This is a genomic window from Streptomyces sp. RLA123, from assembly GCF_056270165.1.
The window spans coordinates 2069147-2088695 of sequence record NZ_JBWDOR010000003.1; the positions used below are offsets into that span (position 1 = coordinate 2069147).

The 19549-nt window shown below is 73.5% G+C and carries 17 protein-coding genes; 9 read left to right on the top strand and 8 right to left on the bottom strand.

Annotation, left to right across the window (positions count from 1 at the left end; translation table 11 throughout):
* Positions 1-22: 22 nt before the first annotated feature.
* Positions 23-3196, top strand: coding sequence for an alpha-mannosidase (locus tag RV983_RS09360; protein WP_475985330.1), 3174 nt, complete (start codon positions 23-25; stop codon positions 3194-3196).
* On the opposite strand, the gene RV983_RS09365 is transcribed toward RV983_RS09360, so the two are convergent.
* Positions 3154-4551, bottom strand: coding sequence for a protein phosphatase 2C domain-containing protein (locus RV983_RS09365; RefSeq protein WP_475985331.1), 1398 nt, complete (start codon positions 4549-4551; stop codon positions 3154-3156). The genes RV983_RS09360 and RV983_RS09365 overlap by 43 nt on opposite strands.
* A gap of 258 nt (positions 4552-4809) precedes the next feature.
* Here RV983_RS09365 and RV983_RS09370 point away from each other — a divergent pair, with 258 nt between their 5' ends.
* The 3 genes from RV983_RS09370 (at position 4810) to RV983_RS09380 (ending at position 7940) form a co-directional block, all read left to right on the top strand.
* A complete protein-coding gene (locus tag RV983_RS09370) occupies positions 4810-5799 on the top strand; it encodes a helix-turn-helix domain-containing protein (protein ID WP_475985332.1) in 990 nt (329 codons plus the stop codon).
* A gap of 150 nt (positions 5800-5949) precedes the next feature.
* Entirely contained in the window at positions 5950-6789 is an 840-nt protein-coding gene (locus RV983_RS09375; protein WP_475985333.1) for a polysaccharide deacetylase family protein, read from the top strand.
* Between the two features lie 101 nt (positions 6790-6890).
* Positions 6891-7940, top strand: a complete 1050-nt coding sequence (locus RV983_RS09380) for a LacI family DNA-binding transcriptional regulator (RefSeq protein WP_475985334.1) — start codon at positions 6891-6893, stop codon at positions 7938-7940.
* A gap of 25 nt (positions 7941-7965) precedes the next feature.
* Here the strand turns inward: RV983_RS09380 and RV983_RS09385 are convergent, their stop codons facing one another.
* From RV983_RS09385 to RV983_RS09395, 3 genes are all read right to left on the bottom strand, one after another.
* Complete coding sequence (locus RV983_RS09385; protein WP_475990263.1) at positions 7966-8370, bottom strand: hypothetical protein; 405 nt, start codon at positions 8368-8370, stop codon at positions 7966-7968.
* Positions 8371-8422: 52 nt separating this feature from the next.
* On the bottom strand, positions 8423-8851 hold the full coding sequence (locus RV983_RS09390; RefSeq protein WP_475985335.1) for a roadblock/LC7 domain-containing protein: 429 nt from the start codon (positions 8849-8851) through the stop codon (positions 8423-8425).
* Positions 8852-8922: 71 nt separating this feature from the next.
* Entirely contained in the window at positions 8923-9948 is a 1026-nt protein-coding gene (locus RV983_RS09395) for a MarR family transcriptional regulator (RefSeq protein WP_475985336.1), read from the bottom strand.
* Between the two features lie 382 nt (positions 9949-10330).
* On the opposite strand from RV983_RS09395, the gene RV983_RS09400 reads away from it, so the two are divergent.
* Positions 10331-10459, top strand: coding sequence for a hypothetical protein (locus tag RV983_RS09400; RefSeq protein WP_384281653.1), 129 nt, complete (start codon positions 10331-10333; stop codon positions 10457-10459).
* Positions 10460-10525: 66 nt separating this feature from the next.
* Here the strand turns inward: RV983_RS09400 and rsgA are convergent, their stop codons facing one another.
* Together rsgA and RV983_RS09410 are read right to left on the bottom strand one after the other, a co-directional pair.
* The gene (gene rsgA, locus RV983_RS09405) at positions 10526-11656 is read right to left on the bottom strand and encodes a ribosome small subunit-dependent GTPase A (protein ID WP_475985337.1); all 1131 of its coding nucleotides are present in this window, start codon (positions 11654-11656) and stop codon (positions 10526-10528) included.
* A gap of 238 nt (positions 11657-11894) precedes the next feature.
* Positions 11895-12908 (bottom strand): hypothetical protein, encoded by a 1014-nt coding sequence (locus tag RV983_RS09410; protein ID WP_475985338.1) that lies wholly within the window; start codon positions 12906-12908, stop codon positions 11895-11897.
* A gap of 670 nt (positions 12909-13578) precedes the next feature.
* Between RV983_RS09410 and RV983_RS09415 the strand changes: the two genes are divergently transcribed.
* Entirely contained in the window at positions 13579-13734 is a 156-nt protein-coding gene (locus RV983_RS09415) for a hypothetical protein (protein ID WP_475985339.1), read from the top strand.
* A 51-nt stretch (positions 13735-13785) separates the two neighbouring features.
* Positions 13786-14181, top strand: coding sequence for a VOC family protein (locus RV983_RS09420; protein WP_475985340.1), 396 nt, complete (start codon positions 13786-13788; stop codon positions 14179-14181).
* A 145-nt stretch (positions 14182-14326) separates the two neighbouring features.
* Here RV983_RS09420 and RV983_RS09425 read toward each other — a convergent pair whose 3' ends face one another.
* Together RV983_RS09425 and RV983_RS09430 are read right to left on the bottom strand one after the other, a co-directional pair.
* Complete coding sequence (locus RV983_RS09425) at positions 14327-15007, bottom strand: helix-turn-helix domain-containing protein (RefSeq protein ID WP_475985341.1); 681 nt, start codon at positions 15005-15007, stop codon at positions 14327-14329.
* Between the two features lie 34 nt (positions 15008-15041).
* The gene (locus tag RV983_RS09430) at positions 15042-16199 is read right to left on the bottom strand and encodes a YihY/virulence factor BrkB family protein (protein WP_475985342.1); all 1158 of its coding nucleotides are present in this window, start codon (positions 16197-16199) and stop codon (positions 15042-15044) included.
* A gap of 18 nt (positions 16200-16217) precedes the next feature.
* Between RV983_RS09430 and RV983_RS09435 the strand changes: the two genes are divergently transcribed.
* Complete coding sequence (locus RV983_RS09435; RefSeq protein ID WP_475985343.1) at positions 16218-17867, top strand: acyl-CoA dehydrogenase family protein; 1650 nt, start codon at positions 16218-16220, stop codon at positions 17865-17867.
* A 356-nt stretch (positions 17868-18223) separates the two neighbouring features.
* Positions 18224-19519: a helix-turn-helix domain-containing protein gene (locus tag RV983_RS09440; protein WP_475985344.1), complete on the top strand. Its 1296-nt coding sequence runs from the start codon at positions 18224-18226 to the stop codon at positions 19517-19519.
* Positions 19520-19549 lie beyond the last annotated feature (30 nt).

Sequence of the window (19549 nt, forward strand, 5' to 3'; positions counted from 1 at the left end):
GAGCCGACCCCGAGGAGTTGAGATGCACGACGACCGACTGCTGGTCGAGGGACGTCTGACCAGGGCGATGGGCCAGTTCATCAGGCCCGCGATCTACGCCGACCGGGTGCCGCTCGCCCTGACGGCGTGGCATGTGGACGGCGAGCCGGTGCCCGTCGGGGAGGCGCTCAAGGCGCTCTCGGACGGCGCCTTCGAGCCCTTCGCCCCGGGTACCCCCTGGGGGCCGCCCTGGTCGACCAGCTGGTTCCGTCTGGAGGGCGCCGTCCCGGCCGGCTGGGCGGGCCGCCGGGTGGAGGCGGTGATCGACCCCGGCTTCGGCAACGACGGACCGGGCTTCGTCGCCGAGGGACTGGTGTACGACGCCGAGGGCGCGCCCGTGAAGGGTGTCCATCCGCTCAACCGCCATGTCCCGGTCGCCTCTCCCGCCAGGGGCGGCGAGCAGGTGCGCCTGCTGCTGGAGGCCGCCGCGAACCCCGCGGTGCTGCGCGACTGGCGGCCGACCCCGCTGGGGGACGTGCGCACGGCCGGCCGCGAGCCGCTGTACCGCTTCGACACCGCGGAACTCGCCGTCCTGGTCGAGGACGTCTGGCACCTGGTGCTGGACATCGAGGTCCTCGAAGGGCTCATGCACGAACTGGACTTCCACGACCCCCGCCGGCACGAGATCCTGCGCTCCCTGGAGGACGCGCTCGACGCTCTCGACCTGCACGACGTCCCCGGCACCGCGGCCGCCGCCCGCGCTGAACTGGCCGAGGCGCTGTCCCGGCCCGCGCACACCAGCGCGCACCGGGTCTCCGCCACCGGCCACGCCCACATCGACTCCGCCTGGCTGTGGCCGCTGCGCGAGACCGTGCGCAAGGCGTCGCGCACCTTCGCCAATGTCACCGCGCTCGCGCGGGACTACCCCGAGCTGGTGTTCTCCTGCTCGCAGGCCCAGCAGTACGCCTGGGTCAAGGAGCACCAGCCGGTGGTGTGGCAGCGCATCCAGCAGGCGGTGCGGGCGGGCAACTGGGCGCCGGTCGGCTCCATGTGGGTGGAGTCCGACGCCAACATGCCCGGCGGTGAGGCGCTGGCCCGGCAGCTCGTCCACGGCAAGCGCTTCTTCCTGGACGAACTGGGCGTGGAGACGGAGGAGATCTGGCTGCCCGACTCGTTCGGTTACACGGCGGCGTTCCCGCAGCTGGCCAGGCTGGCGGGGGTGCGGTGGTTCCTCACCCAGAAGCTGTCCTGGAACCAGTCGAACAAGATGCCGCACCACACCTTCTGGTGGGAGGGCATCGACGGCACCCGCGTGTTCACCCACTTCCCTCCCGTCGACACCTACAACTCCCAGCTCGACGGCCGCGAACTCGCCCACGCGGTGCGCAATTTCGCGGAGAAGGGCCGGGCCACCCGCTCACTGGTGCCGTTCGGCTGGGGCGACGGCGGGGGCGGCCCCACCCGCGAGATGCTGGAGCGGGCGCGCCGGCTGCGTTCCCTGGAGGGTTCGCCGCGGGTGGAGATCGAGAAACCCGCCGCCTTCTTCGCCGCCGCCGAGGCCGAGTACGGGGACCGGGCCCCGGTCTGGTCCGGCGAGATGTACCTGGAGCTGCACCGCGCCACCTACACCACGCAGGCGAAGACCAAGCAGGGCAACCGGCGCAGCGAGCACCTGCTGCGGGAGGCCGAGCTGTGGTGCACGGCGGCGGCCCTGCGCGACCCGGAGGGGTACGCGTATCCGTACGAGGACCTGGACCGGTTGTGGAAGACGGTGCTGCTGCACCAGTTCCACGACATCCTGCCGGGCAGTTCCATCGCCTGGGTGCACCGTGAGGCCCGTGACACCTACGCCGAGCTGCGCGAGGAGCTGGAGTGGATCATCGCGGGCGCGGTGACCGCCCTCACCGGCACCTGCGCGGAGGACGACCGCGCGCCGGGGGTCCTCAACGCCTCCCCGTACGCGCGCCGCGAGGTCGTGGAACTCACGGCGGAGGCATTGGAGGCGCTGCCGCCGGGCACCGTCGCGCAGCCGCTGCCGGACGGCGGAGCCGCCGTGGCCGTCGAGGTGCCCGCGCTCGGGGGCGCCGCGGCCGGCGCGTCCTCGCTCGGCGAGCCGGTCACCGCCGCGCACCAGGACGGCCTGATCGTCCTGGACAACGGGCTGCTGCGGGTCCGCGTCGACGGCGACGGCCTGCTGTCGTCGGTGCGCGATCTGGCCGCGGACCGGGAGGTGCTGGCCCCGGGCGCCCGCGGCAACCTGCTCCAGCTCCACCCCGACCACCCCAACAAGTGGGACGCCTGGGACATCGACCGCCACTACCGCCGCAAGGTGACCGATCTGACGGACGCGGAGTCCGTCGAGCTCGTCGAACGGGGACCGCTGCGTGCCGTGGTCCGCGTCGTACGGGCCTTCGGGGCCAGCCGGATCACCCAGGAACTGCGCCTGACGGCCGGCAGTCGGCGGCTGGAGATCGTGACGGACGCCGACTGGCACGAGTCGGAGAAGGTGCTCAAGGCCGCGTTCCCGCTGGACGTGCTCGCCGACCGCTCCACCGCCGAGATCCAGTTCGGCCATGTGCACCGCCCCACCCACGCCAACACCGGCTGGGACGCGGCCCGTTTCGAGATCTGCGCCCACCGCTGGCTGCACGTCGGCGAGCCCGGCTACGGGATCGCGCTGCTCAACGACTCCACGTACGGCCACGACGCGGGCCGCTCCGGTACGGACACGACGGTGCGGCTGACGCTGCTGCGCGCCCCGCACAGCCCCGACCCCGAGACGGACCAGGGCACCCATCGCTTCACCTACGCCCTGCTTCCCGGGGCGGCGGTCGGCGACGCCGTCGCCGAGGGGCTCGCACTCAACCTGCCGCTGCGCCCCGCCGCGCAGGCGGAGCCCGTCCGGCCGCCGCTGCGTGTCGGCGGCCACCCGGGGATCACGGTGGAGTCGGTCAAGCTCGCCGACGACCGCTCGGGGGACGTGGTGGTGCGCCTGTACGAGTCCCGGGGCGGCCGGGCCTCGGGCACCCTCGTGCCCGGTTTCGCGCTCGCCGGGGCGCGCGTCACGGATCTGCTGGAGCGGCCGGCGCAGGACGCACCGCGTGACGGGGACGGTGTCGCGGTGGGCCTGCGCCCCTTCCAGATCCTGACACTGCGCCTGACTCCGGCGACGCCTCAGGCGTCCCAGACGGCCACCACGGTGCGGTCGTCGGCGTAGCCCTTGACCCGGGTCCGGGCGTCGCCGAGGAAGGCCGGAAGCCCCGGCGGCTCGGCGGCGCCCCAGCGCTCCGCCAGGTGCGCGGCGAGTGCCGGCTCGCCGCGCAGCGGGTCGGCGAGGCCGCCGCTGCACAGCAGCAGCGTGTCACCGGGGCGGGCGACGGAGGCGCGGAAGCGGAAGTCCACGGCCGGACCGTCCTCGGGCTCGGAGGGCTCCCCGGACCCCAGGGGCTCCAGGTCCTGCCACTCACCGCCGCGGATACGGAACAGCCCGCCGTCGCCGACGCCGAAGAACAGCCGGATCCGGCACTCAGGGTCGACGGGCAGCAGCAGGCAGCGCAGGCTGGGTTCGTACTCGGCCGGGTCCAGGCCCAAGTCCTCGCCCTTGGCCCGCAGCCGTCCGCAGCAGCGGTCGGTCAGGCGGTGCAGCCCCGACTTGAGGGCGCCGCGCCGCGAGGCGCGGATGTCCTCCGCGAGGCGGGCGTGGCTGCGGCCCACGGCGGAGGCCATCCAGTGACAGGCGTCACGGGCGGCGCGGTGGGCGACGGCGGAGACGCGCGGGCCGGTGGCGACGGAGAGCAACAGAAGGGCGTCGTCCCCGGCCCCGAAGCGGGCGGTCAGGACGGCGTCGCGGCGCGGTTCGCCCCGGTAGCGGGCGGAGTCGCCCCGCGTGGCGGCCGTGCGCACCGTCAGCACGCCGTACTGGGCGCCGTCCAGGACGGTGTCGGGGACGAGGTCGTCGAGCGCCCCGGGGTCCGCGAGGGGCCAGGAGGTGGGCTCGGGCGCATAGGTGGGCGGGCCGTCGCCGAGATAGGTGGTGTCCGGGACGGTGATCGCGGACTCGGCGGCCTCGGTGCCGGACAGGCCGGGTATGCGAACGCCGGGCGCGGTACGGGCTTGGGGGACGCGGGTCTCCGGGACACCGGCGTCGGGCAGCGCGGGCGGGGCGACAGGGGCGGCCGGGGCGCTCTGTCCGGCCGAGGGTTCGGCGGGCGCCCACCCCGGGGGCAGTCCCGGGGGCTCGGGTGTCCTCGGCTCCGGCGGGCCCAGGTGCTGCCAGGCGCGCGGGACGGTCTCCTCGGGCGGTGGCGCCTGGCGCCGCAACCGCACGGTGTCCGGGGGGCTGGGGTCGGGCTCCGTCCGGCTCCCGTCCGCGCCACCGGCTTCGGGCCTCCCGGCGGCCCGGCCCCGCGGTCCCGGTTCCGCGTCCGGGTCGTCGCCCAGCGCGCTGACCGCCGACGTGTAGCGGTCGTCGAGCGTGTCGTCCTGCTCACCGGCCCCGGGATCGGGTCGGCCGTACAACTGCCGCCACCACTGGTCCTCTTGGTGGCGGCCCGTCTCCCCCTGCTGGCTCATGCCCCTATTGTCCACCGGGACCCGGGCGGCGAAACAGACTTCGGGCACGCCGACGGTCCGACGGGCGGCCGGCCCCCTCCTCGGGCCGCACGCCGGACGATCCAGTGGGGACACCTTGCCAGGACAGGGGTTCGAACAGGGATGATGTCGACAGGCGGGATTGCGCCATGGCTCATTCCCGCCATTTCCGCGTGTTGTCCGCGACCGTTCCGGGCGCATTCCCGGCGAACCTCCGGGAGCCCGGGGAAAGGGGTGCCCGTGCTCGGTGCCATTGGGCTGGATGATGCCCAGGAGGCGGCCTACCGCGCCCTCGTGGGCCTGGGAGCCGCCGAGGTCGTCGACCTGTCGCACCGGCTCGGGCGGCCCGACGAGGAGACCGTCGCCATACTGAGGCGGCTGGAGCGGCAGGGGCTGGTCGCACACTCCTCCGCCGGTTCCGGCCGCTGGGTGGCCGCGCCGCCCAGCGTCGCGCTCGGCGCCCTGCTGACCCAGCGACGGCACGGTCTGGAGCAGGCCGAAATGGCCGCCGCCCTGCTCGCACAGGAGTACCGCGCCGAGGCGGCCGAGCCGTCCGTGCACGACCTGGTCGAGGTCGTCACCGGCGTGAGCGCCGTGACGCACCGCTTCGCGCAGCTCCAACTGGGCGCGGAGAAGGAGGTCTGCGCCCTGGTGACGGGCAGCCCGATGGTCGTCAGCGGCACGGAGAACACCGCCGAGGCACGCGCCGTCGAACGCGGCGTGCGCTTCCGCGTGGTCATCGAGCGGGAGGTGATCAGCGGGACCGACGGCATCGCCGGGATCACCGCCGCCCTCAGCCGCGACGAGGAGGTACGCGTCGTCGACCGGGTCCCGACCAAGCTCGTGGTCGCGGACCGTTCGCTGGCGATGGTCCCGCTGGGCCGCAACGCGGCGGGACCGGCGGCGCTGGTCGTGCACGGCAGCGGGCTGCTGGACTCGCTGATGGAGCTCTTCGAGAGCGTGTGGCGCGACGCGCTGCCGATCCGCCTCGACCCCGGCGGCGGGCCGGCGGAGGAGTCGCCCGACGCGCCGGACGCGGTCGACCTGCGGATCCTCTCGCTCCTGCTCGCGGGGCTCACCGACGCCAGCGCCGCCAAGCAGCTCGGCCTCGGCCTGCGCACGGTCCAGCGCCGCGTCAAGCGCCTGATGGAACTCGCCGACGTCACCACCCGCCTGCAACTGGGCTGGCACGCCTACGAACGCGGCTGGGTCGCCCGCGACCCCGGCTGACGGGCCCTGGTCCCGGTCCGGAGGGCCGCGCGGAGCGTCGCATTCCCCCCGCGGAATCGTCCGGAATCCGTAACAGGTGGATCCCGGACCGCCCCTGCTCCGTCCTCCCCTGTGCACGGGCGGAACGGAAGACACAGGGAGCGGGCGGACATGGTGTGGAGCGGGATACGGGGGACGAACGGGCGCCTGCTGGCGGCGGCGGTGGGTGTGGTCTCCGTGACGGCGGCGGTGTCGGCGTGGACCGCCCAGGCGGGGTCCGCCGGCGACCGGGCGGCGGCCGCGTCCCGGCCGTCCGTGAAGCCCTCCGCCACGGCCACGGCCACGCCGAAGCCCCGCCCCATACCCGGGCAGACCTCCGTACCGGACGCACAACTCCCGGCCCCGCTGGTCAACATGGACATCGCCCACGCCTCGGACAAGGGCCCCCACGGTGTGAACATCACCATCGACGACGGCCCCGATCCCACCTGGACCCCGCAGATCCTCCAGGTGCTCGAGGACAACGGCGTGAAGGCGACCTTCTGCATGGTCGGCACGCAGGCCCAGGCGCATCCCGACATGGTGCGGGCCGTGGTGGCCGCCGGGCACCGGCTGTGCGACCACTCCGTCTCCCACGACACGACGATGAACAGCAAGTCGCGGGCCTATCAGGCCAAGGAGATCCTCGACGCCGAGCGCATGATCACCACGGCGTCGGGGGGCGTCAAACCGCTCTACTACCGCGCCCCTGGCGGCGCCTTCACCCCGTACAGCCGTCAGCTCGCCGCTTCGCGCGGTATGCGCCCGCTGGGCTGGAACGTGGACTCCGAGGACTTCAAGCAGCCGGGCACGGCCGCCCTGGTGGGCACCGTCAAGAACGAGATCACCAACGGCCCGACCGTGCTCTTCCACGACGCGGGCGGTGACCGCGGCCAGACCGTGGAGGCGTTGCGCCAGATCCTGCCGTGGCTCAAGCAGCAGGGGTACGCCTTCGGCTTTCCCGTGCGCTGACGATCCGTCAGATCGGCGGCAAGGCCCGCGAGCTGGGGCGCAGGGGGCTCGCCCCCCGCAGGCGGAGAGCTAGGCTGTCGCCGTCCCGAGAGGAGCTCCCGTTGCCCGACCAGATCTCCGCACCGCGCCCCACACTGGAAGCCGTCGCCGAGCTGGCCGGCGTCTCCCGGGCCACGGTCTCACGGGTGGTGAACGGCGGGAACGGGGTACGCGAGGTCCTGGTCGAGAAGGTCCGCCGGGCCGTCGAGGAACTGGGTTACGTGCCCAACCAGGCGGCCCGTTCGCTGGTCACCCGGCGGACGGGGGCGGTGGCCGTGATCGTGGCCGAGCCGGAAGCCCGGGTCTTCGCGGACCCCTTCTTCGCCGAGCAGTTGCTCGGCATCAGCCGGGAGCTGGCCGTCCACGACTCGCAGCTCGTCCTGCTGCTGGTGGAGGGGACGGCCGACTACGACCGGGTCGGCCGCTATCTCTCGGGCGGTCACGTCGACGGCGCCCTGGTCTTCTCCCTGCACGCCGAGGACCCGCTGCCGGGCATCATCCGGCGGATCGGCCTGCCCACCGTCTTCGGCGGCCGTCCCGGCTGGCCGGGGGCGGACGGCGACAGCGGGATCCTCTACGTCGACTCCGACAACCGCGGCGGCGCGCGGGAGGCCGTGCGCCACCTGGTATCCCTGGGACGGGAGCGCATCGCGACCATCACAGGACCACTCGACCAGACCGCGTCCGTCGACCGGCTCGCCGGCTACCACGACGTCCTGCCGGCCGCCGACCCGCGACTGGTCGCGGCCGGGGACTTCTCCGCGAGCGGCGGCGGGCGGGCCATGGCCGAGCTCCTGGAGCACGCTCCCGACCTGGACGCCGTCTTCGTCGCCTCCGACCTCATGGCCACCGGCGCGCTGAGCGTGCTGCGCGAGCGCGGCCGCCGGGTGCCGCAGGACGTGGCGGTCGTCGGCTTCGACGACATGGCCTCGGTCGCCGGACCGGCCGACCCACCGCTGACCACGGTCCGTCAGGAGATCGAGGAGATGGGCCGGCTGATGGTGCGCCTGCTGCTGCGCGGCCTGGTACGGCGCTCGGAGGAGGGCAGCGGCGACCGCCCGCCGTCCTCCGTCATCACGCCGACCCGGCTGGTGCGGCGGGCCACCGCCTGACCCGCCGCACCCGCCGGGCCGGGGCTCAGAACTCTCCGTACTCCCTCATCACACGGCGGGCCTGGGCGAAGAGCATGCCGACGTTGACCGAGCGACGGCAGACGACGACCGCGACGACGTCCTCGCTGGTGGTGTTGCGCAGGAACAGGTGGGTGAGGTTCTCGCTGTTGACGAGGACCTCCTGGAAGTAGTGCTGATCGCTGGTGACTCCGCGGCGCTCCTTGAAGACGTCCTCGATCATCACCACCGTGCGGCCCTGGAACAGGTCGAGGGTCGCGGCGGCCAGCAGGTCCAGTACCTCCGGGGGATGGCTGTCGACGGTGTCGACGGACAGCAGCATGCCGGTCGCCATGTCGACCACGCCGGCGGCGAGGCACTCGGGGACCTCCTGCCGCAGGTTCTTCACCAGCATCATGATCTGATCGGCCATGTTCGTACTGGGGCGCTTTCCGGTGGTGCTCACAGCACTCCTTCTTCGGGGATCATCCGAGGACTCCCTCGGGGGCGGGCACGGGCTCGACCGCGGACTCGGGGCCCGGTTCGGTCTGGAGGAGGATCGACGCGATCCGCTCGATGGCGGTCCGGGCCTCCACGTGGAGCTGGGGGACGTTCATCCCCTCGTCGCCCACGACGATCAGCAGGGCGGTGTCGTCCACCGCGTAGACGGCGGTGTAGCCGCCGCTGCTGCAGGTCACGGTCCTGCGCAGGAAGCCGCGCAGGGCCGCGGACGCGATCCGCTGGGACAGCCCGAGGCTGGCGGCGGCCAGCGCGGCCAGACCGTTGGGATCGATGGCGTCCTCGGTGTCGGCGGCGATCAGCAGACCGTCGACCGCCGCCACAACGGTGTCGGTGATTCCGACCACCTGGTCCCGCAGAGCACGCATCTCGGCGACCAGGGCGTCATGATTCATACACGTGCACCTCTTTGAATTCGTTGCGGAATGGATGATGTACCGTCAGTGCCGGGCGAATTGGCATCGCATCAGGGGGAATCCGGCCGGCCCCGTCCGCGCGGCCGGAGAAATCCCTTCCAGCCCGAAGGCGGACGGGAGGCTTCCAGCGCTTCGTGGATACCGCTGGCTCCCGGAAGGCGACGCGGCAGTCCCTCCTCGGTGACGGCCGTCGGCCCCGGTGGATACGGCGGCAGGGGCGGGGACGGATCGGTGTCAGGGGCAGGATCCGCGTCGGGGGCAGGATCCGGGTCGGGATCCGGGTCGGAACCGGGGTCGGAACCGGGGTCGGCAGGCGGCTCGGAAGCCGGGACCGGCGCCGGGGACCCGGAGGTGGGCACGGGCACGGGGGTGGGCGAGGACACGGTCTCCACCAGGCCCTCGGCGAGCATCCGGGAGATCTCGACCGTGACGGCCCAGACCCCCCGGCCCAGGTGGAAGGCGATGTCCCTCGGACTGCGCCGGCCGTTGGCGCACTCCAGGATGTCCCGCCGGGCGGCGGGCAGCGTCTCCTCGTCCCCGGGGCCGACGAGGGAGATCACCCGGTCGCGGTCCGGGGAGACCTGGCGGGGCAGGGAGGCCAGCGCCGCGATCCGGCGGCCCGCCTCGACCAGCAGTTCCTCGGGCCCGACGCCACGTCCGACGGCAGGCGCGAGGGAGGGCACCGGGTCGTCGGGCCCCGCCGGGTCGAGGACGCAGTTCTCCAGACGGCCGGCCAGGACGGCGAAGACCGCGTCCTGGGCGGCCATCATGTGGATCACCTGGAACTCGGCGCTCCCGAGCCGTCCGGCGCCGGCGAAAGCGACTCCGGGCCAGGCGCCGGTGGCGGCAGCGTCGTGCGCGGCGCCCCATTCGGCCTCGTCGATGCGCCCGGAACGCAGCAGCAGCGTGCCCACCCCCGGGGAGCCGGGGCTCTCCACGGCGACGACCGCGCCGCCGAGCAGATGGAATGCGCCGCCGGGGCTGCCCTGCACTCTCAGCACGCCGCTGACCCCCTCGTCCCGGCATCTGGCCAGCGCACGGCCGAGCAGATCGTGGGCGGCATTCCGGGTGGGCACGGAACCGGACGGTGCCGAGGTCATCGCTCCCCTTGCTGCGCGCATGCGGGCATTCCGGCAGGGCGCAGAAATGCCGTACACGTGCACGATCAATCGCGCCTGGGGGTAATTCCTATCAGCGCCCGGCGGGACGGCCCGGGGATTCCGGGGAGATGGCCACGGAAGAGTATTTGAGTATTTTCGCTGCCACTATCGTGCACATCCGCGACCGTTCCTGTGGCATGTGCGCGAAGCGGCCCTCCCCTGGTCCGGGATGCCAAGGTGCCTGTGAGTTCTGTGAGTTGGGACGCATCGCGTGTGGGAGGGGCCGGTCACGGGAAGGTCACGGGCAGACAGCGAAGGCAAAGACGCGGTAAACGCGTCCGAACGGGCTGGAGGAGCCATGGTCTACACGATCGTCCTCGGCGTCGTGATCGTCGCGCTCGGCCTCGGCAGCATCGTCTACACCTTCTGGCACGAGGGCAGTCCGCTGACCCTGCGCCGCCGGCACCGGCACAACGGCGCCGGATGACCACCGGCCCGGCTCCCCCGGGGAGCCGGGCCGGGGCCTCGGCACACCGCACTCAGTGCACGGTGCTCAGTACACCTTGCGGTGCCCGCCGCCGCGCTTGCGTTCGTACATCTCCCGTCCGGCCGCGGAGCGTTGCTTCCACTCGCGGCGCATCTCCGCGCGCAGCCGCGAGTCGGTGCGGGAGGCGATCCACGCGTTCTCGCGCAGCAACTTGCGGTAGCTGTCGAGCCGCCGGAACGCCAGGGAGCCGTCCTCCAGCGCGGCGAGGACCGCGCAGCCCGGCTCGGCGGTGTGCGAGCAGTCCTGGAAACGGCACTGCCCGGCCAGCTCCTCGATCTCCGAGAAGGCCTGGGTGAGCCCGGCGTCGGCGTCCCACAGGCCGACCCCGCGCAGCCCCGGAGTGTCGATGACCACTCCGCCCCCGGGCAGCGGCAGCAGGTCGCGGGTGGTCGTGGTGTGCCGCCCCTTGCCGTCGCTGTCGCGGGTGGCCTGCACCTCCTGCACCTCGCGGCCCAGCAGCGCGTTGGTCAGCGTGGACTTGCCCGCGCCCGACTGCCCGAGCAGCGCGGACGTGGCACCGGTCAGCGCCTGTACCAGATCCGCGACGCCCTCGCCGGTCGCGGCGCTCACCACGCGCACGTCCACTCCCGGTGCGGCGGACCTCGCGTCGGCCAGCAGATACGTGGTGTCGGGGACGAGGTCGGCCTTGGTGAGGACGACCATCGGCCGGGCGCCGCTGGTCCACGCCAGCGACACGAAGCGTTCCAGCCGGCCGAGGTCGAGTTCCGCGGCGATCGACACCGCGATCACCGCGAAGTCGACGTTGGCGGCCAGGACCTGGCCCTCGGACCTCTTGGAGGAGGTGGAGCGGACGAAGGTGGTGCGGCGCGGCAGCAGGGCCCGCACCGCCGGTCCGGTGACCGGCGTGGTGTCTACGGCGGCCCAGTCGCCGGTGCACGCGACCCGCATCGGGTCGCGGGTGAAGACGTCCTCGGTGTCGGCCCGTACGGTCACGGTGCCATGGGTGCCGTCGGCGCCACCGGGGACGACGACGTCGCACAGTCCGCGGTCGACGCGGACGACGCGACCGGGGACCAGGCCCCGTTCCGCGTGGGCCGCGAAGGCGGAGTCGAGCAGGGAGTCCCAGCCGTAGGCGGCGAGCGCGGAGTACGGCTGCGGGACGGTTCCGTTCTTCAACGGGGAAAGCCCTTCGGGAGGGCGGTCGCGCGCGGCTGTGCCGTCAGGGCGTACGGGACGTCGGGACGGACGCGGTCAGCCGAGGACCGCCGAGGTGGGGTTGATGGTCTTCTGAATGCGGGCAGCGCCCGGCACAGTGACAGTCATCGCTCCAACACCTCCTCGATCGCTCGCGGTTCGACGAGGGAACTCTAACCCGGCCCCCCGAAGGGCACGCAACCGGTTTTCCCGGGGTCTGTCAGGCCGTCTCGGTGTAGCGCTCCCCCGCGTACGCCCGGAGGACCGGGACCACCGCCTCGGCGCCGCCCGGCAGGCGGTCCAGCCGGACCAGGGCGTAGGCCTTGTGGCCGTCGACCAGGTAGCTGGGGCTGGAGTCCGGCCGGGTGCCCGGCAGCGGCCACACCACGAGCCAGGGCCGCTTGTCCGTGGTCGCCGCCCCAGACGTGCCGACCGTGACGGCCGCGATCTCCGGCCAGGGGAAGTGCTGTTCGTCCTCGGTGACCTCGCGCATGCTGATCCCGTTGGGGCCGATCCGCAGCCGCAGCGGCCTGCGCCAGCGCTTGCAGGAGCGGACGGTGAGGGCCCAGCAGCCGATCGCGCCCACCGGCCCGAACGCGGTGAAGGGCTCGGGGCCCACGGTGCGGCCGTGGACCAGCTCCCAGAACGAGTAGCTGAAGACCACGGCTGCCGCCGCCCAGACCAGGGTCCAGGTGCCGGCCTGCCGCCCGTCGGCGAAGACCTGTTCCCCGCCCGGCACGCTCCGCTCGGGCCCCGCCACGGTCACCGGGATCGGCGGGCGCACCGCGCGCGGCGCCGTCTCGAAACGGGCGCCGGCGTTCTCGGCGAGGGCGGTCGTCATCTCGGTGACGGTCTGGTCCAGGTCCTCGCAGTCCACGAGGGTGTAGCGGGTCCGGTTGTCCCGCGTGCGGTCCGCCTTGCGTGGCAGCGTGACCCCGGGCGCCGTCCACACCGTCAGCCGCGGCTTGGGCGGCGTCGTCTGCTCGCGGTCCTCGCCGGTGTTGGGGACGTGCCACAGGGCGACCGCCTCGATCTGCTCCCACGCGACCTCCGCGTCGTGCAGCGTGATCCCGAACCCGTCGATCCGCAGCCGGAACGGCCGGTCCGCCTTGCGCAGGTCCTGCCAGCCCCGAAAGGTCGCCACCAGTGTCAGGAACATGAGGATCAGCGGCATCGAGACACTGCCGACGCCGCCCAGAGCGGCGACCAGCCACACCACGGCACCCGCCGTCACGACGGCTCCCCCGGTCAGCCACCGCCGGCCACGTCTTCTCAGCGTCCGCTCAACCGTGAATTCCACTGCTCCGCACCCCCCCTTGTCATCCCCGCCCAGCACTCATGATGCGTCCCCGCCCGGCCCGCTCCCAGCCCCTCCGGCCCGGTGGTTGCCCAACCGTGACGCCCACGGGACAACACCGCCCGGGGGCCGCTCACCCGCCTCCGGGCGTTCACCCGCGCGCCCCCTGCCCGGTGGGTTTCCCGACGGGGCCGGCCCTCCGCGCGTCTTCCCTGCGCATCGGCGCGGCCCCGAGGCCTCGGACGCGATGAGCACAGTGGGCGCGTGCGGGGGCGACCGTCGTGGCGCTGGGGATCGCGGTCCGCGACGCCGGTCGCGGCCGTCGGCTGGAGCGGGAGCAGCCGGCGGAGGCCGACCGGCACAAGGAGAAGGCCCGCACCGTGGTCTCGGAGGTGGAATCGGACCTGCGCACCGTGGTCGTGCACCACTACGGAGGCCATCCCACGCTGGACGTGGAGGTGCTCGGCGTCCACATCACCGTCACCCGGGAGAACGGCGACGGGAGCACCGTTGGTGCAGCCGTTCCGAAACCGAACCGATCGGCCGGCAGGTGCTCGCGCCGGGCACATCGGCGCGTGCCTGTGCGGACGTCAGGGGACTGGTCCGCGTGTCACCCGGGCCGGAGGTCCACGACGTCATGGTCGAGACCGTGTTCACGGACGCCGACGGCCGGGTCTGGGGGCGCGTCGGCGACCGGCAGCCCGAGCGGGTCGTCGATGCCGCGCGTCGAGTACCCGGGGCGGCGGGGTACCGGGAGGGGTAGGCGTCCGATTCGTTCAAGACGAGGCGAGGAGGGGCTGCGTACGGTGGCGGCATGACAGTGCGTATCGGATTGATCGAGATCGTGGTGGCCGACATGGGGGCGTCGCTGGCGTTCTACCGGCGCCTGGGGCTGGAGATCGCGCAGGGGGTGGAGAGGGAGCCGCACGTGGAGGCGGAGTTGCCCGGGGGCCTGCGGATCGCGTGGGACACCCAGGAGACCGTCCGGTCCTTCGACCCGGGCTGGACACCGCCGGGACGCGGCGGGCACGGCATGGCGCTGGCGTTCGCCTGCGACGGTCCTGCGGAGGTGGACTCGGTGTTCGCAGAGCTGACAGAAGCCGGGTACGAGGGGCACCTCAAGCCCTTCGACGCGGTGTGGGGCATGCGGTACGCGACCGTGCGCGACCCGGACGGCAACGCGGTGGACCTGTACGCGCTCCTGTCCTAGGGCGTGATGCGAAAGGAGCGTCGGCCACCGCCGGCGGGGTGGCCCCCCAGCCGCGGGCATCGCAAGGGGGAGAGGCGTCCGCGTCGTCGGCGCGGTCGGGCCACTCGGACGATTCGGCGCCGCTGCGGGTCGCGACACCCAGCGGCTACGGCGCCAGAAGGCGGCGCAGCGGCACGCCGGTGAGGGCGCGGACGTCCCGGGACAGGTGGGCCTGGTCCGCATAGCCGGCGCGGTCGGCGAGCTCGGCGAAGGGCAGGCCGCCACGGGCCAGGCTTAGGGCGCGCTGGAGGCGCAGGATCCGGGCGAGGGTCTTGGGGCCGTAGCCGAAGGCGTCCAGGCAGCGGCGGTGCAGTTGCCGCTCGCTGACGCCGAGGGCCGCGGCGACGTCGGCCACGCGGGCGCCGGCGGCGAGGCCCGCGGCCGTCTCGGAGGCGTACGGGACGAGGGGGCGCGGCGGGCGGCCCAGGACCGCGGCCTCCAGGGCCGCGCCGGGGTCGGCGGCCGCCGCCACGCGCTCGGTCAGGCGGCGTGCCTCGGCGCCGGGCCAGAGCGCGTCCAGCGGCACCCGGCGGTCCCGCAGTTCGTGGGCGGGCGCCCCGAGCACGGCCGGGCCGGTCCCGGGCGCGAAGCGCAGCCCGGCGTAGCGGGTGCCGGACGGGCTCGCGGTGAGGTGGGCCCGGGTGTCGGGCCCCGCGGCGAAGAGCCCGGCTCCCTCTCCCCAGATGAGGTCGACGCAGCCGTCGGGCAGCACCCGGGCCGCCTCGGCGTCCGCTGTCCTGGTCCACAGCACGGCGCCGGGGAGGGCGGAGGCGCGTTCCCGGTACATGCCCCCAGGATGGCACCGCCCGCCGGCAGCGGGCTCACCCGGCGGGCGGTGGGCCGCCCTTCCCGTGCGGGCGGCGGCCCCGCAGCCGGCCCCTGACGTCGTCGGGCGGCAGGAAGCCCGCCCAGCGTTCGGGGAATTCGGCGGGCGGGTCCTCGGGGCCCACCTCGTCGTCGGGTACGTCGTCGAAGGCGGCCCGGCGCGCGGCGGCCTCGGCCAGCCGGTCGGCGGCCTGGAGCTGGCGCACCCAGGCGTTCTTCTCGCGTGCCGCGGCGGTCTCGATGGACGGCCAGACCCGGTCGATCGCGGCGTTGACGGCCGCGCCGACCAGCACCGCGAACGCGGAGACGAAGATCCACAGCAGGACGGCGACGGGCGCGGCCAGCGATCCGTAGATGGTGGGTCCCTCGACCGTGTGGGTGAGGTAGATCCGCAGCACGAAGCTGCCGAGCACCCACATCAGCAGGGCGACGGCGGCCCCGGGCATGTCCTCGTACCAGGGCGACCGCACCGGCACGGACACGTGGTACAGCGTGGTGAGGAAGGTGATCGACAGCAGCAGCACCACGGGCCAGTACAGGATGCGGATGACCCACTCGCTCCACGGCAGGAACGACACGACCGCGTCCGGGCCGACGACCAGCAGCGGCATCACGACGGCGCCGATGACCAGGGCGACGACGTAGAGCAGCAGGGCCAGCAGCCGGGTCTTGACGATGCCCCGTATGCCCTCCAGCCCGTACATGATCGTGATGGTCTCGACGAAGACGTTCAGGGCCCGCGAGCCCGACCACAGGGCGATGACGAAACCGATGGAGATCACGTCGGGCCGGCCGCCGCCGAAGACGTCGTCGACCAGCGGCCGCATCAGCTGGTCGACGCCCTTGTCGGACAGGACGGTGGACGCCGCGGTGAGGATGTTGCGGCGGATGTTGTCGATGGTGTCGGTGCCGATGACCTCGTCCACGTACCCGATGGCGCCGACGAGGCCGAGCAGCAGGGGCGGCAGGGACAGCAGCACGAAGAAGGCGGCTTCGGCGGCGAGGCCCGTGACGCGGTACTCCAGGCAGGAGTTGACCGTGTCCTTGAGCAACAGCCAGCCGACTTTGCGCTTGGAGACGTTCCGGTAGAGGGACCGCGCCTGGAGAAGCCGGCCCTTCCGGGGCCGCTCGGGTGTTTCATCTGCTGCCTGCACGCGCCTACGGTAGCTGTCATGAGTGCCCCCACACACACCGTGACCAACCAGCCCCCGCCGCTGGTCGGGTATGACGTGTACGCCGCCGACGACGCCCTCGTGGAGGGGATCGCCCGGCACGCCGCGCCCGAGCGCCGGCAGGAGATCGACCAGGAGCTGGGCGAGATCGGCCGGTCGGCCGGCTCGGTCCAGGCACAGGCGTGGGGGCAGGAGGCGAACACGTACTCCCCCGTGCTGCGCACCCATGACCGCTACGGCAATCGCCTCGACGAGGTGGACTTCCATCCGTCCTACCACCGGCTGCTGGGCCGGGCGGTCTCCTCTGGCCTGACCGACGCCTGGTCGCGCCCCGACGGCCATCTGCGGCGCACGGCGGGCTTCCTCGTGTGGTCGCAGGTCGAGCAGGGGCACGGCTGCCCGGTATCGATGACCCACGCGGCGGTGCCCGCGCTGCGCGCGGACCCGGCGCTCGCGGCGGAGTGGGAACCCCGGCTGGGGTCGCGGGTCTACGATCCGCAGCTGGTGGCACCGGGGCAGAAGCCGGGCGCGCTGTTCGGGATGGGCATGACCGAGAAGCAGGGCGGCTCGGACGTGCGCGCGAACACCACGCGGGCGGAACCGCTCGCCGAGGAGGGCGCCTATCTGCTCACCGGGCACAAGTGGTTCTGCTCGGCGCCGATGTCCGACGGCTTCCTGGTGCTCGCCCAGGTGACGGGGTCCGCCGGCGACGGCGGCCTGACCTGCTTCCTGCTGCCGCGCGTCCTGCCGGACGGCACGCGCAACGTGTTCCGCATCCAGCGGCTCAAGGACAAGCTGGGCAACCGCTCCAACGCCTCGTCGGAGGTGGAGTTCGACGGCACCTGGGCGCGCCGGGTCGGCGAGGAGGGGCGGGGAGTGGCGACCATCATCGAGATGGTGGCGGCCACCCGGCTGGACTGCGCGACGGGCTCGGCGGCGGTCATGCGGCAGGCGGTGGCGCAGGCCGTCCACCACACCGCGCACCGCAGTGCCTTCGGCGGCCCGCTGATCGACAAGCCACTGATGCGCAACGTCCTGGCGGACCTGGCGCTGGAGTCGGAGGCGGCGACCACGACCGTGCTGCGGCTCGCGGCGGCGTACGACGCGGACACCGAGCAGGAGCGGCACTTCCGGCGGCTGGCGGTGGCCGTGTCCAAGTTCTGGATCACCAAGCGCTGTCCCGCGGTGGCGGCCGAGGCGCTGGAGTGCCTGGGCGGCAACGGCTATGTGGAGGAGTCCGGCATGCCGCGGCTGTTCCGCGAGTCGCCGCTGAACTCGGTGTGGGAGGGCTCCGGGAACGTCCAGGCGCTGGACGTGCTGCGGGCGCTGCAGAGGGAGCCGCAGGCGCTGAACGCCTTCCTCGGGGAGCTCGGGCTCACGCGGGGCGCGGACCACCGGCTGGACGGGGCGATCAAGTCCCTGCTGACCGAACTCGCCGATCTGGAGGGCATCGAGGGGCGGGCCCGGCGGGTCGTGGAGCGGATGGCGCTGGTGCTCCAGGGCTCCCTGCTCGTGCGCTTCGCGCCGACGGAGGTCTCGGACGCCTTCTGCGCCTCCCGGCTCGGCGGCGACTGGGGGGCGACGTTCGGGACGCTTCCGCGCGGGCTGGACCTGGAAGCCGTCGTGGAGCGGGCGCGGCCGGTGGCGTGAAGCGCCGACGCGGCGGCGGTCCTCCGTTCCCGGCGGAAGGACCGGGACCACGGAACAAACGATCCGCCGCCGCGCCGCGGGGAAGGTGGTGCCGCGCCGACTCGGCACCACCCCCGGTCTCCACTCCCACCGTCGCACGGATGGTGTTCCGTACGAGTAGCGTGATGCGCCGTCACTGTCCGTCGGGCGCGTGCATATTCGCAACCGTTGCAGACCGTTGCAAGCTATTGGCCGGATATGCCGCCGGAGCACCATCCGCAGCGGCACCATATGGACGGGGTGTGGTCGCCAAGGCGCCGTCGCGATCACTGCCGGGCGCACAGCGCAGACCAGCGCACACGCACGCGGGGAGCACCATGAGCCAAGTTCCGTTCGAATCCGGGTCGTTGTCGGCACAGTCGGCCCAGGAGACGCGCCGGTCTGCGCGGATGCTGGGCGGGATGAGGGAGGCCGCACTCGGCAGTGGCGGGAAAGCCGCAGCCACGGTCCCCCGGCAGATCATCCAGGACTCCTGGCGGCGCGCCCTGGATCTCGGTGTCGACCCCGACAACGGCAGCCACAACGCGATGCTGACGGCGGACGAGATCGAGCAGCGGCGGCGCCGCACCCCGCTGCTCGAGGTGTTGCCCGCCCTGCGCGACGGGCTGGTCTCGGTGGCCGACGAGGCCCGGCACATCATGGTCGTCACCGATCCCGAGGGCCGGGTGCTGTGGCGCGACGGCAGCGTCGCCGTCCGCAAGAGCGCGGACCGGCTGGGCTTCGCCGAGGGCGCCTCGTGGTCCGAGGACACGGTGGGCACCAACGCGATCGGCACCGCCCTGGTCGCCGGGCGCCCGGTGCAGGTGCACCAGTCGGAGCACTTCGTGCGGGAGTTGCACCAGTGGACCTGCGCGGCGGCGCCGCTGCACGACCCTCGCGACGGACGGCTGCTCGGCGCGGTCGACGTCAGCGGACCGGCGGCCACCGTGCACCCGGCGATGCTGTCGCTCGTCACGGCGGTGACCAAGGTCGCCGAGGGCGAACTGCGCTCCCGGCACTGGGTGGCGGTCGACCGGCTCCGCTCGGTCGCGGCCCCGCTGCTGGTCCGGATGTCCGGCCGGGCCGCGGTCGTCGACCCCAACGGCTGGACCGCGGCCGTGACCGGCATGCCGGCGGTCAAGAGGATCACCCTGCCCGCCGCGCCCAGCGCGGGGCCCACCTGGGTGCCCTCGCTCGGCCTGTGCACTCTGGAACCGCTGCCCGGCGGCTGGCTGGTGCGGGTGCGCGACGAGGCGGAGGACCGGACGCAGGCGGGCCGGGTGGTGCTCGACGTGAGCCGCCCGCGCACGTGGAGCGTCACGGTCTCCGGCGGAGTGGGGGGCTGGTCGCAGGAGCTCAGCCCGCGCCATGCCGAGCTGCTGTTCGTCCTGGCCCTGCACCGGGCCGGGCGCAGTGCCGCGGAACTGGCCGGCGACCTGTTCGGGGACCCCACCCGCACGGTCACCGTCCGCGCGGAGATGTCCCGGCTGCGCCGTACGCTCTCCGGCGTCCTCGGCCACCGGCCGTACCGTTTCGCCGACGGCGTCGAGGTCGAACTCCTGCGCCCTGCGCACTCCGCCGACCTGCTGCCGCACTCGGTGGCCCCGGCGGTCCGGAGGGCGCGTTCGGCGTGACCGCGGGGCACCGGGCCGCGCGGGCGGTCC

Excerpts from the sequence above, each read along its gene's own strand:
- RV983_RS09360 (WP_475985330.1), top strand. The coding sequence starts at position 23 with ATGCACGACGACCGACTGCTGGTCGAGGGACGTCTGACCAGGGCGATG.
- RV983_RS09365 (WP_475985331.1), bottom strand. The coding sequence starts at position 4,551 with ATGAGCCAGCAGGGGGAGACGGGCCGCCACCAAGAGGACCAGTGGTGG.
- RV983_RS09375 (WP_475985333.1), top strand. The coding sequence starts at position 5,950 with ATGGTGTGGAGCGGGATACGGGGGACGAACGGGCGCCTGCTGGCGGCG.
- RV983_RS09385 (WP_475990263.1), bottom strand. The coding sequence starts at position 8,370 with ATGGCCGATCAGATCATGATGCTGGTGAAGAACCTGCGGCAGGAGGTC.
- RV983_RS09390 (WP_475985335.1), bottom strand. The coding sequence starts at position 8,851 with ATGAATCATGACGCCCTGGTCGCCGAGATGCGTGCTCTGCGGGACCAG.
- RV983_RS09400 (WP_384281653.1), top strand. The coding sequence starts at position 10,331 with ATGGTCTACACGATCGTCCTCGGCGTCGTGATCGTCGCGCTCGGCCTC.
- RV983_RS09420 (WP_475985340.1), top strand. The coding sequence starts at position 13,786 with ATGACAGTGCGTATCGGATTGATCGAGATCGTGGTGGCCGACATGGGG.
- RV983_RS09425 (WP_475985341.1), bottom strand. The coding sequence starts at position 15,007 with ATGTACCGGGAACGCGCCTCCGCCCTCCCCGGCGCCGTGCTGTGGACC.
- RV983_RS09435 (WP_475985343.1), top strand. The coding sequence starts at position 16,218 with ATGAGTGCCCCCACACACACCGTGACCAACCAGCCCCCGCCGCTGGTC.
- RV983_RS09440 (WP_475985344.1), top strand. The coding sequence starts at position 18,224 with ATGAGCCAAGTTCCGTTCGAATCCGGGTCGTTGTCGGCACAGTCGGCC.